Here is an 11,912-nt window from a genome sequence, read left to right on the forward strand (position 1 = left end):
TTGAGGGCTGGCTTACATTGTTTGTTGTGGGCTTGTGTGGTGCCCCGGACTTTTTGCTTGGTGGATCACGATTTTTCATTAGCATGGGGTAAGCGATTTTATTCCGGGGGGGCGGCATCTGTGCAAAAGTTTCAATGGCTGAACCGCTGGTTGGGTGCAGACTCACTGACAAAGCGGCACAGCTACCTGCTGTTATCCGCCTGCTTTATTCTCTTCGGGGCTGCGGTCGCCCTGCTCTCCTCCTTTATCCATTATCGCATGCAGTCCACCAGCATCGAGGCCTCCATTCACCAGAGGTACAATCAGCTTAGGGAACAGAAGCTGGAGATGCTGCAGGGGCGTGTTCAGGAGCTGAACGGACTGGTTCTTGCCCTGGCTGAAAACCCGTTGATGACCGAGTATCTGGTGGCCCCTACACCGGAACGCCTGGAGGCGTTGCAGTACCTGTTCAGCCTGGTGGCTCGTTCTCACGGGGAGCTGATGCAGGTGCGTTACCTCGATCGTTCCGGCATGGAGCGGGTGCGGGTGGACCGGGCCCGGGGGGGCGGTGAGCCTCAGGTGGTGACTGACGCCCTACTGCAGGACAAAAGCCACAGATACTACTTTAAAGAGACTCAGGATCTGGCTGCCCAGCAGTTCTGGCACTCCCGGCTGGATCTGAATCGTGAGCGTGGACAGCTTGAGCGCCCCATCCGCCCGACCCTGAGGGTGGCCACACCGGTCTACCTGGGCAATTACTTTGCTGGCATCGTCATTCTCAATACCGAGGCTCAGGCGACCCTGGACTCCCTGAGCCGGGCTCCGGAGTTTGATCTGTACCTGGTGGATGGGGATGGTGAGGTGCTGGTCAACCCCAACCCCAAGCTCTCCTGGAGCCGGTACCTGGACAACAGGCCCTCCATCAGGGAGCTGCTCCCGGAACGCTGGGAGAGCGCCGAAGGGCTGTACCGGTTCAGCATCAATTCTCTGATTCAGAACGGGGAGTCACTGGAGCTGGTGGTGGTCCCCAGAGAGGACGCCCTCAGCGAGCTGATGCACGCCAATACCCTGGCGGCAATGCTGATCGCAGCCAGCGTGATTCTTCTCTCATTCCCCCTGGCCTGGCTGGCGGCGGTGATTCCGGCGGGGTTGCAGCAGCGGCTGCAGGATGCCCTGGCAAAACTGCGCAGCAGCAGAGAAACCCTGGATACCCACGTGATCTCCAGCAGTACAGACCACGAGGGGCGCATTACCCATGTGAGCGGAGCCCTGTGCCAGGTCTCCGGCTACAAACCCTGGGAGCTGCTTGGGCGAACCCATGAACGGCTTCGCCACCCTGACGCCCCCCAGAGCCTGTATGACGAGATCCACTCTGTGGTCAGCCGGGGTAGCAGCTGGCGCGGTGAACTGATGCAGCTCAGCCGACAGGGAGAGACCTACTGGGTTAATACGGTGATCACCCCGGATCTGGATAAGGAGGGGGAGGTGGCCGGTTACACCGAGGTGTCTGTGGATGTGACCGATCGCAAGGCCCTGGAGAAGATGTCGGTCACCGATGACCTCACCAATGTGGCCAACCGTCGTCGCCTGGATCAACTGCTGGAGGAGGAGATGGAGCGTTACCTGAGGTATCGTCAGTTCTTCTCGGTGATCCTGCTGGATCTGGACAGGTTTAAGGCGATCAACGACACCGAGGGGCACCAGGCAGGCGATGCGGTACTGTCTCAGGTGGCCCAGTGCCTTAAGGATAATCTGCGTAAGGTGGATCATCTGGGGCGCTGGGGCGGCGAGGAGTTTCTGGTGATCTGCTCTGGCACCGAGGAGTCTGGAGCGGCTCAGCTGGCCGAAAAACTCAGGGTTAAGGTTGCCGAGCTTCCCCAGCCCGTAGGGCGTAGCGTGACCGTGAGTCTGGGCGTCGCCCAGGCGAGGCCGGGAGAGAAACTCAATCAGCTGATCAGCCGCGTGGATGCGGCGCTTTACCGCTCCAAGCACGGAGGGCGCAACAGGGTGACCCGTTCCCAGGGACAGTTTGAAGAGGATTCTCAGACTCTGGGATAAGTGTCCTATCTCACAGACTTCCTGGGACTAAACCGCTAAGGTGAAGCGGTTTTTTCTCGGGAGGCAGATGTGACCAATCTGATTATCGGCATCGTCGCTGTGGCGGCGTTGGTGATCCTATTTTTAAAGTTCAGGCCCAAACCCCAGCCGACCCCTGTGGTGGTAGTGCCTGACAAGGCGAGCAAGCGGGACAGGCCTTGCCCCAGGTGTCAGTACACCCTGGGCTATAAGCCTGCGCCCTGCAGAAAGTGCCGCATCTACCCCCAGCCCGATCAGGCCTGATCAGCTCAGCGCCCCTGTCAGGCCCACCAGGGCAAACCCGGCCACCAGGGCAACCACTGCACAGTCATGGGCCCGGGACGGATGTCGCTGCCGGGGGTGATCAGTCGCCCTATGAGTGCGGCGACCAGCAGCAGCCCTATCTGGGTGATCAGCGAGGGAAACAGCAGCAGGGTACTGGCGCTGAGGATGCAGAGCCAGCGGTGCAATGCCCCCCGGCAGAAGCTGGTAAACATCCCCAGTACCGCGTCGGCCACCACCACCACTGCCAGCAGTTTGAGCCCGTGGATGATCCCCTGAGCCCACGCCTGATGGAGGTAACTGAGGCTGAACGAGGCCAGAAGTATCATCAGGATCACCGAGGGCAGGGTAAAGCCGATGAAGGCGGCAATGGCGCCGCCGAGGCCGCCACGTTTGTGCCCCAGGGCAAAACCCAACTGGCTGGAGCCTGAGCCTGGCAGGAACTGGGTGAGGGCGATAAGCCGGGCAAACTCCTCGTCGCTTACCCAGCCTCTCTGCTGTACCAAGGCGCGGCGAAAGTAACCAATGTGGGCCGCAGGGCCGCCAAAGCTGACGCATCCCAGCATCAAAAATGTTTTAAAATATCGAACATAGTGATTTCAGCTTGGAAAGGCTGGTCTGTTGTTACGCCATCTCTGTGACACTTCGGTGACAATGTGCAGAGTTTTACTTATTTCCCAGGATAAAAAAGACCCCGCCAGGCGGGGTCGGAAGGTCACAAAACAGAGAGTGTAACGGGCTTAGCCCTCGCTGCGGTTGAGACGGGTCTCGATCAGGTCGTCGATCACCGTTGGATCCGCCAGGGTGGAGGCATCACCCAGGGCACCCACCTCATTGGCGGCGATTTTGCGCAGGAAGCGGCGCATGATCTTGCCGGAGCGGGTTTTTGGCAGGCCGGGAGCCCATTGAATCAGGTCCGGGGTGGCCAGGGCACCAATCTCTGAACGAACCCACTGACGTAGAGTTTGTCGCAGGGCTTCGGTCTCCTCGGTACCCTTGGTCAGGGTGACGTAGGCGTAGATCCCCTGGCCCTTGATGTCGTGGGGATAACCCACCACCGCGGCTTCAGCCACCTCAGGGTGTGCCACCAGGGCACTTTCAATCTCGGCGGTACCCAATCGGTGACCGGACACATTAATCACGTCGTCCACACGGCCGGTGATCCAGTAGTAGCCATCCTCGTCGCGACGGGCACCGTCACCGGTGAAGTACATGCCACGGAAGGTCTTGAAGTAGGTGAGCACAAAGCGGTCGTGATCACCGTAGACGCTGCGCATCTGACCAGGCCAGGAGTCCAGCAGCACCAGGTTGCCTTCGCCGGGGCCGTCGATCAGGTTGCCCATGTTGTCCACCAGGGCAGGTTGCACACCGAAGAAGGGGCGGGTGGCACTGCCGGGCTTCAGATCCGTGGCGCCGGGCAGCGGGGTAATCAGAATGCCGCCGGTTTCGGTCTGCCACCAGGTGTCGACAATGGGGTTGCGCTCTTTGCCGATGACGTCGTAGTACCAGCGCCAGGCTTCCGGATTGATGGGCTCGCCCACAGAACCAAGGATGCGCAGGCTGCTGCCGTCGAAATCGCTGAAGTGCTCCTCTCCCTCGGCCATCAGGGCCCGGATCAGGGTGGGGGCGGTATAGCAGATGTTCACCTTGTGACGATCGATGATCTCCCCCATCCGTTTGGGCGTGGGCCAGTTGGGCACCCCTTCGTGCATCAGCAGGGTGGCGCCATTGGCCAGGGGACCGTAGACCATGTAGGAGTGGCCGGTGATCCAGCCCACGTCGGCGGTACACCAGTAGATCTCGCCGTCACGGTAGTCGAAGACATACTCGTGGGTCATGGAGGCGTACACCATGTAGCCACCCGTGGTGTGCAGCACCCCTTTGGGGGTGCCGGTGGAGCCGGAGGTGTAGAGGATAAACAGGGGATCCTCGGCATTCATCTCCGCGGCTTCGCAGTAGGGGGAACTGACGGACATCAGGTCGTGCCACCAGATGTCGCGGTTCTCCTGCCACTGAATCTCGCCACCGGTGCGCTGCAGGACGATAACCCGCTCAACCGTGGTGACGTCCGGATTTTCCAGGGCGGCGTCGACATTGCCCTTCAGGGGAATGATGCGGCCGCCACGGACGCCCTGGTCGGCGGTGATCACCACCTTGGACTTGCCGTCGATGATGCGGCTGGCGATGGAGTCGGGTGAAAAGCCCCCGAAGATCACCGAGTGGATGGCGCCGATGCGGGCACAGGCCAGCATGGCTACCGCGGCTTCGGGCACCATGGGCATGTAGATGGTCACCACATCGCCTCGCTGGACGCCCTGACCGCGCAGGGCATTGGCAAAGGCACACACCTTCTCATGCAGTTGGCGGTAGGTGAGCGTCAACTGGTCCTTGTCGTCGTCCCCCTCCCAGATGATGGCGGGCTGGTCGCCGCGGGTTTCCAGGTGGCGGTCCAAGCAGTTGTAGGAAGCGTTCAGGGTGCCGTCATAGAACCACTTGATGTAGAGGTTGTGGTCATCGAAGGAGACCTTGCGGATCTTGGTGTAGTCCTTGAACCAGGTAATGCGCTGGCCATGCTCTCGCCAGAACCCTTCAGGGTTTACCACGGACTCCTGGTACATGCGACGATACTGTTCGTCATTGAGTTTCGCCGAGGCGGCGAGTTCGGCATTCACCGGATAGAGAGACTGCGTGCTCATCGAGGAATCCTTCTCTTTATTCAAAATGATGTCTACCCGATAGAGTCTTGCAACTCACCACGGGAGCAACCATTAGACATTGGTCTAGCGTGCTTTTAACCATAGCAGTGGCTGGCCGGCGCCGGGGTGAGCCACTGGTGTCAATAAGCGTCTTCACCCTAGATGTCCAAATAAAAACTTAAATAAATACAGTGGTTTAATTGGTGTTGGCTCGGTTGGCTCATCAATGACGAATCCGGTGGCTGTTTGGGGCCAATCAGGACCGACCACTTCGGTGGTGCTGTGGTGCCGGTGTCGGCAGGCCCTCCGGTGTTCCGGGGATCTTCATCAGGGTTCTGTTTCAGGGGAAATGGTTTGAGTCCCATGGCAAGGGAAAATTGTGATTTCATCTGGGTTGCTGGCATCATAAGGGCATAATTACTAAACAGTTACGCCTATGTCACCCACGCTGCTTATCGGGGTTGCCGCCCTCTGTTACCTGAGTCTGCTTTTCCTGATCGCCTGGGCAGGGGATCGCTACATTCGTCAGATCCCCAGTCGGGTGAAGCGCTGGGTCTATGGCCTCTCCCTGGCGGTCTACTGTTCCAGCTGGAGCTTCCTGGGCACCGTGGGTCAGGCCACCACGGATCCCTGGGGTTTTATTCCCATCTATATCGGCCCCATCCTGCTGTTTACCGTGGGCTTTGGGGTGATACGCAAGCTGGTGACCGTCTCCAAGCAGCAGAACATCACCTCGGTGGCGGATTTTATCGCTGCCCGCTACGGCAAATCCCAGTTGCTGGCAGCTCTGGTGACCCTGATTGCGGTGTTTGGCGCCATGCCCTACATCGCCCTGCAACTCAAGGCCATGGTGATCAGCTTCAGCCTGTTTCAGCCCAGGACCACCGCCCTGGAGGGGGACATTCTGGCACTGCTGATCTCCGCCTGTCTGGCGGTGTTTTCCATCCTGTTTGGCACCAGGAAACTGGATGCCACCGAGCACAATCCGGGCCTGATGCTGGCCATCGCCTTCGAATCCCTGGTGAAGCTGGCGGCCTTTGTCGGTGTGGGGCTGCTGGTGGTGTTTGGCCTGTTTGACGGCCTCGGTGACCTTATCGCCCAGTCCAGGGCACAAGGGGTGATCAGCGGCGACAGCCATGCGTTGCAGTTGGAGAAGCTGATGCCGGAAACCCTGCTCTCCATGGCGGCGTTTCTCTGTTTGCCGAGGATGTTTCATGTGATGGTGGTGGAGTGCGACCACCCCAGGGCAGTGGAGAAGACCCGCTGGCTCTTCCCTCTCTACCTGTTGGTGTTTGGCATCTTTGTGGTGCCTCTGGCCCTGGCGGGGACCCTGCTGCTGCCCGCCAGTGTGGCACCGGACACCATGGTGATCAGCCTGCCCCTGGCCACCGGCCACTTCTGGACCTCGGTGATCGCCCTGCTGGGCACCATCTCTGCCGCCACCGGCATGGTGATCGTGGCGGTGGTGACCATCTCCATCATGGTGTCCAACGAGTGGTTGGTGCCCCTGTTGTTGCGTTCCGGCAAGATCCGCAGCCAGAACTTTTCCCAGTTCTCCAGCCTGCTGCTCAATGCCCGCCGCATCACCATTATCCTGCTGGTGCTGGCGGGACTGGTGGCCTATCAGACCATCACCTCCCAGGAGTCCCTGGCCAGACTGGGAATGCTGGCTTTCGGTGCCTTTGCCCAGCTGGCGCCCGGCCTCATTGGCGGCCTCTATTGGAAGGGAGGAAACCGCAGTGGTGTGCTCAGCGGCCTGGCTGTGGGCTTTATCCTGTGGTTCTCCGTGGTGCTGCAGCCTGAACTGGCCCACCAATCCAGCCTGTTCGGGGTGAATCAGGGGGTGGTGGATCTCTTCCTGGCTCTGTTGGCCAACGCCCTGTTCTATGTTGTCGGCTCCCTGGTGTTCCGTGCCGGGGTGGCGGAGCGGATTCAGACCAGTGCCTTTGTGCAGCTGCCGGAGGAGCGCCGGGTCAGCACTAAGCTGCTGGGAGTGGTTACCCAGCATGACCTTCTGCTGCTGGCCTCCCGCTTTGTCGGTCCTACCCGGGCCTATCAGAGTTTTTCTGAATTCAGCCCCGGATCGGTGGACTCCCGCTCCTGGGGTCGCAGTGCCCCGGTGGAGTTGATTGCCCATACCGAGCGTCTGCTTTCCAGTGTATTGGGGGCATCCTCTGCGGACCTGGTGATGGACTCGGTGCTGCGGGGGCGGGATCTGGCACTGGACGAGGTGTTCTCCCTGATGGATGAGGCCTCCGCTAAGATTTTGCTGTCACAGGATATGCTTCGGGGGGCCATCGAGCATGCCTACGAGGGGATGAGTGTGGTGGATCAGGAGCTTAAGCTGGTGGCCTGGAACAACCGCTATCAGGAGTTGTACCACTACCCCGATGGTTTCCTGCAACTGGGAATGCCGGTGGAGCAGATCATCCGCTTCAATGCCGAGCGCGGTTACTGCGGACCGGGAGAGATTGAGGACCATGTGGCCCGGCGGGTCTACTTTATGCGTCAGGGCAGCGCCCACAGCTCCGAGCGGCGCCGGGAGGATGGTCGGGTGATCAGCGTCCGCGGTAACCCCATGCCTGGAGGCGGTTTTGTGATGACCTTTACCGACATCACCGAGTTCCGTCAGCAGGAGACGATGCTGCAGAACATCAACGCCACCCTGGAAGCCAGGGTGGAGGAGCGCACCCGAGAACTGGAAGCTCTGAACCAGAAGCTGGTGGTGGCCAAAGAGGCGGAGGAGGAAGCCAACCAGAGTAAGAGCCGATTCCTGGCGGCCATCGGTCATGACCTGATGCAGCCTCTGAATGCCGCCAGACTGTTCACCGCGGCACTGGCCCAGCATCAGAAGCTGGATAAGGAGCTGACCGCCACGGTGGAGAACATCACCGGTTCTCTGCATACCGCCGGGGATCTGTTGGCGGATCTGCTGGACATCTCCAAGCTGGAGTCCGGTACCATGGAGGTCAACCGTGCCGACGTCAATGTGATGGATATCCTCGAGCCCCTGGTGACCGAGTTTTCCGTCCTGGCTCAGAGCAATGGTCAGCGCTTCAGTGCCCATCTGCGTTCGGCCACCATCAACACCGATCCCAACCTGATGCGCCGTATTGTCCAGAACTTCCTGACCAACGCCCTGAAATACGCGCCACGGGGGCGGGTGGTGATGGGAACCCGAATCCACAGCGGCCGCCTGGAGATCCAGGTGTGGGACAACGGTTGCGGCATTGCCGAAGACAAGTTGGATGAGATCTTCTATGAGTTCAAACAGCTGAATCTCCACGCCAGGGTCGGAGGCATCGGCCTGGGACTGGCCATTGTGGATCGCATCAGCAAGGTGCTGGGCCACCAGCTGCACCTGCGCTCCTCGCTGGGGGAGGGGTCCATGTTCTCGGTGTCTCTGCCCATTAGCGCCTCTCCCGTGCCGGCCAGGCCCAAACCCAAGGCCTTGCCTCAGTCTCCCTTGAAAGGGATCAAGGTGCTCTGCATCGATAACGAGGCCACCATCCTGGCGGGCCTGGCGACTCTGCTGCAGCGTTGGCAGTGTGATGTGGCTCTGGCAGAGAGCCTGGAGGATGCCCTGATAGAGATGGGGCTTCAGGGATTCAAGCCGGACGTGATGCTGGCGGATTACCATCTGGACGACAACCGAAATGGCCTGGATGCCATGGATGAGATTCGTCGGCGCTACGGTGAGCAGGTGCCCGGGGTGCTGATCACCGCCGATACCCGGGAAGAGCTTAAGCAGGAGGTGGCCCAACGAGGCTACAACTACATGGCCAAGATGGTGAAGCCCGCCGCCTTAAGGGCCATGGTCTCTTCACTGATTGCGAAAAAGGCGGGTGCAGACCATGATTAGAATTGTTCAGGCTGGGGTTCAACCCAATGAGTAAGATGGAAAACTTTGAGACGATCTGGCAACGGGCCGCCGAGCGCAAGGGCGGCGATGACGCCTTGAGGGCCCTGTTGCCTGCACCGGAAGCAACGACCTTACCCAGCGATGACAGGCTGCTGTCTGCCATGAGTGCCCAGATCTTCAAGTCGGGCTTTGTCTGGCGGGTGGTAGAGAACAAGTGGCCCGCCTTCGAGGAGGCGTTCTGGGGGTTTGCGCCCCTTAAACTGGTACTGATGTCGCCGGATCAACTGGACCAGCGAATGCAGAATCCGGCTCTGATCCGTCACGGTAAGAAGATGCAGGCGGTGCTGGACAACGCCCGCATGGTGGCTGAACTCGCCGAGGAGCATGGCAGTTTTGGTCAATGGCTCAGTCAGTGGCAGAGCCGGGAAGTGGTGACTCTCTGGGCTGAGCTGAAGAAGCGCGGTGCCCGCCTGGGAGGCAATACCGGCCCCTATTTCCTGAGGGCGGTGGGCATAGACACCTTCCTGATGACCGGGGATGTCACCTCCTATCTGCAGGCGCATCAGCTGATCGAGGGCGCTCCCACCAGTAAGCGGGCGCTCACTCAGGCCCAGGCCTGTTTTGACCAGTGGCAGCAGCAGAGTGGTCTGCCCCTGGCCAGCATCTCCCGGGTGATCTCCTGCTCTGTGGGGGACAACCGCCTGGGGGTGAGCCACTGACGATGGCCATTTGGTCTCGATCACGCCACTGAAGGAGAACGCTATGGAGTCTAAAACACCCTGGTATTTCTGGCTGGTGGCGGCTCTGGCGTTGCTGTGGAATGCGGGCGGTGCCCTGGATTACGTGATGACCCAGACCCGCAACGAGGAGTATATGGCTCAGTTCTCCGAGGCGCAGTTGGCGTTCTTCTACGGATTGCCGGCCTGGGTGGTGGCCTGCTGGGCGACGGCGGTGTGGGGGGGCGTGCTTGGTGCCCTGCTGCTGCTGTTGCGCCGTGAGGTGGCGGTGCAGGTCTTCCTGGTCTCCTTTATCGCCATGGTGGCCTCCATGGGACACAACTTTTTGCTGAGCAATGGCCTGGAGGTGATGGGCGCCCCCTTCTCCCTGGTATTCAGCGGAGCGATATTTGTTATCTCGCTGGGCCTGTATCTGTTTGCGCGCAGGATGACCCGAGCGGGCCTCCTGCGCTAGCCTGAGTTACCTTGTCGGTGTAACCAGTTCCCGAATCTGATCGGTGAGGGCATACATGTCAAAGTGCTTCCTGAACTGGTTGGAGGCGCGCAGGAAGAAGCCCAGGGGGTAGGCTTCCAGGGCGCGTTGCTCCACCTCTTGTGGCAGGCTCCAGGTGGGCAGTACCACAGCCTGTCCCGAGGCTTGAGGCACATCGCCAAGCAGGCTGGCGGATTCACTCTGCAGCCACTGACTCTCTTCATCGCTCTCCAGGCCACTCTCTTCGATGATTCTTCGGGCCAGACTCTGTTCAAGCATGGTGCTGAACACCACCTTGGAGATGGCGGTGTCATCTTCTGGGCATACCAGGCTCATCGGGTGCTCTACCAGGATGTCCCTTGCCATGGCTTTCTCCTCGGGCCAGGCAAACCCCAGGGTGAGATCAGACTCGTCGATGATAGCGGGCGTCATTACTGAGAAGCGTGAAATGGAGAGGTTGAGGCTGGCGGATTCGGAAATCACCCCGGCTATGGCACTGACCAGATCGTTACGAATGCCGTCACTGATGGCGATCTTCAAAAACTGCTGCTGATCCAACTTGGCAAACTCGCTCATCATCTCGTCCTGCAGGCGAATCGCCCTCTGGCTGTAGTGAAACACCAGTTGCCCCTCGCGGGTCAGTTTCAGCCCAGAGCTCTTCTCCAGCAGCCGTTTGCCGAAGTGTTCCTCGACCTTGCGTACATGTTGAGAGACCGCAGGTTGGGTCATAAACAGCGAGGCGGCAGCATCGCTGTAGCTGCCTTTGTCAGCGACACAGGCAAAGGTTTTCAGAAACTTGATATCGATAGAGCGATTCATCACAATCCCCAGTCAATGCATCCATTCTTATTCTAAGTAATTGATATATTTTATTATCTTGTCCTTGGGCCTCTCCCGTGCCCACAGGCCAAAAAATTTATCTTCTATTTTAGGTTCTTTTCATTTCGGTCGCCTTGTCCCATTACTGACCGAGATTGCTGAGTACTACGCCCAGACAACCGCCGATGGTGATGGCCGGCCCATAGGGCACACCTCTTTCCCTGGCCTTGGCGCGATTGGTGATCAGCATGGCGATGGCGATGGTCGCCCCCACCAGGGTGATCACCAACAGCACCCCGGGAAACAGCTCAGGATTGATTCCCAGGGAGTAAGCCGCCAGCAGCTTGGTGTCGCCGGCGCCTAAAATATTAAGCATCATTAACGCCATGCCGACAGCAACGATAATAATGGGCAGCAGTAACTGAATCCGTTCCCCGGGGCCTGTAAGAGCAATAATTGCGGTGAGCACCCCGGTAAAAACCACTGTTATATTTGAAATTTTTCTGTGTCTGATGTCGCTGTATATGACCACCAGACTCACTAGTGCAAGAATAATCAACAGCACTGGTCACCCCGCAGTTTTACCGTTTTATCTGTATGTTAACCGGAGTCGTTTCGACTGTATCAGACTTTATCATTTTTTTCTTATAAAAATATAAGGAGAAAAGGCTAGTGGCCCAATTCGGATCGCACATAGTATTGGTTCTGCAAAGCAATCAAGGCAATTGACGCCAAACAAATTATTCCTGGGGGAATCTTCATATGTTCGATTACATCAAGTCCAAATTCTACCTCTCTTTCGGTCAGTACATTAAAGATGAGCGTGGTGTAACCGCCGTAGAATACGCCATCATCGCTGTAGCAATGTCTGCCATCATCCTGGTCGTATTCAACGATGGCTCCCTGAAGACCGCCCTGACCAACGCTGTAGGCTCCATTCAGACCAACATGACTTCTGCGACTACTGCCAACTAATTGTCAGTCGCCAA

Annotated in this window: 9 protein-coding genes and 1 pseudogene; 6 read left to right on the forward strand and 4 right to left on the reverse strand. The window is 58.9% G+C overall.

The window, feature by feature from the left end; all coding sequences use genetic code 11:
* The first annotated feature begins 120 nt into the window (after positions 1–120).
* Entirely contained in the window at positions 121–2,037 is a 1,917-nt protein-coding gene (locus tag ACN0RV_RS14480) for a diguanylate cyclase (protein WP_417348595.1), read from the forward strand.
* 69 nt (positions 2,038–2,106) lie between these two features.
* Entirely contained in the window at positions 2,107–2,319 is a 213-nt protein-coding gene (locus ACN0RV_RS14485) for a hypothetical protein (RefSeq protein WP_417348596.1), read from the forward strand.
* 17 nt (positions 2,320–2,336) lie between these two features.
* On the opposite strand, the pseudogene ACN0RV_RS14490 reads toward ACN0RV_RS14485, so the two are convergent.
* A pseudogene (locus ACN0RV_RS14490) lies at positions 2,337–2,909 on the reverse strand (chromate transporter); the annotation flags it as partial.
* Between the two features lie 168 nt (positions 2,910–3,077).
* Positions 3,078–5,033 carry an acetate--CoA ligase gene (acs, locus tag ACN0RV_RS14495; RefSeq protein WP_417348597.1) on the reverse strand — a complete coding sequence of 652 codons (1,956 nt, stop codon included), beginning with the start codon at positions 5,031–5,033 and terminating at the stop codon, positions 3,078–3,080.
* A gap of 436 nt (positions 5,034–5,469) precedes the next feature.
* On the opposite strand from acs, the gene ACN0RV_RS14500 reads away from it, so the two are divergent.
* The 3 genes from ACN0RV_RS14500 to ACN0RV_RS14510 are packed head-to-tail and all read left to right on the forward strand — an operon-like array spanning position 5,470 to position 10,086.
* Entirely contained in the window at positions 5,470–8,895 is a 3,426-nt protein-coding gene (locus ACN0RV_RS14500) for a NahK/ErcS family hybrid sensor histidine kinase/response regulator (protein ID WP_417348599.1), read from the forward strand.
* Positions 8,896–8,921: 26 nt separating this feature from the next.
* The gene (locus tag ACN0RV_RS14505) at positions 8,922–9,614 is read left to right on the forward strand and encodes a DNA-3-methyladenine glycosylase I (RefSeq protein WP_417348601.1); all 693 of its coding nucleotides are present in this window, start codon (positions 8,922–8,924) and stop codon (positions 9,612–9,614) included.
* 43 nt (positions 9,615–9,657) lie between these two features.
* Positions 9,658–10,086, forward strand: coding sequence for a hypothetical protein (locus tag ACN0RV_RS14510; protein ID WP_417348603.1), 429 nt, complete (start codon positions 9,658–9,660; stop codon positions 10,084–10,086).
* A 6-nt stretch (positions 10,087–10,092) separates the two neighbouring features.
* Here the strand turns inward: ACN0RV_RS14510 and ACN0RV_RS14515 are convergent, their stop codons facing one another.
* Together ACN0RV_RS14515 and ACN0RV_RS14520 are read right to left on the reverse strand one after the other, a co-directional pair.
* Positions 10,093–10,923: a LysR family transcriptional regulator gene (locus tag ACN0RV_RS14515; RefSeq protein ID WP_417348605.1), complete on the reverse strand. Its 831-nt coding sequence runs from the start codon at positions 10,921–10,923 to the stop codon at positions 10,093–10,095.
* Positions 10,924–11,065: 142 nt separating this feature from the next.
* Positions 11,066–11,488 (reverse strand): A24 family peptidase, encoded by a 423-nt coding sequence (locus ACN0RV_RS14520; RefSeq protein WP_417348606.1) that lies wholly within the window; start codon positions 11,486–11,488, stop codon positions 11,066–11,068.
* Between the two features lie 197 nt (positions 11,489–11,685).
* Here ACN0RV_RS14520 and ACN0RV_RS14525 point away from each other — a divergent pair, with 197 nt between their 5' ends.
* Positions 11,686–11,898, forward strand: coding sequence for a Flp family type IVb pilin (locus ACN0RV_RS14525; protein ID WP_417348608.1), 213 nt, complete (start codon positions 11,686–11,688; stop codon positions 11,896–11,898).
* The last annotated feature ends 14 nt before the right edge of the window (positions 11,899–11,912 follow it).

It is taken from the genome of Ferrimonas sp., from assembly GCF_048263965.1.
In the GTDB taxonomy this organism is placed as follows: Bacteria; Pseudomonadota; Gammaproteobacteria; order Enterobacterales; family Shewanellaceae; genus Ferrimonas.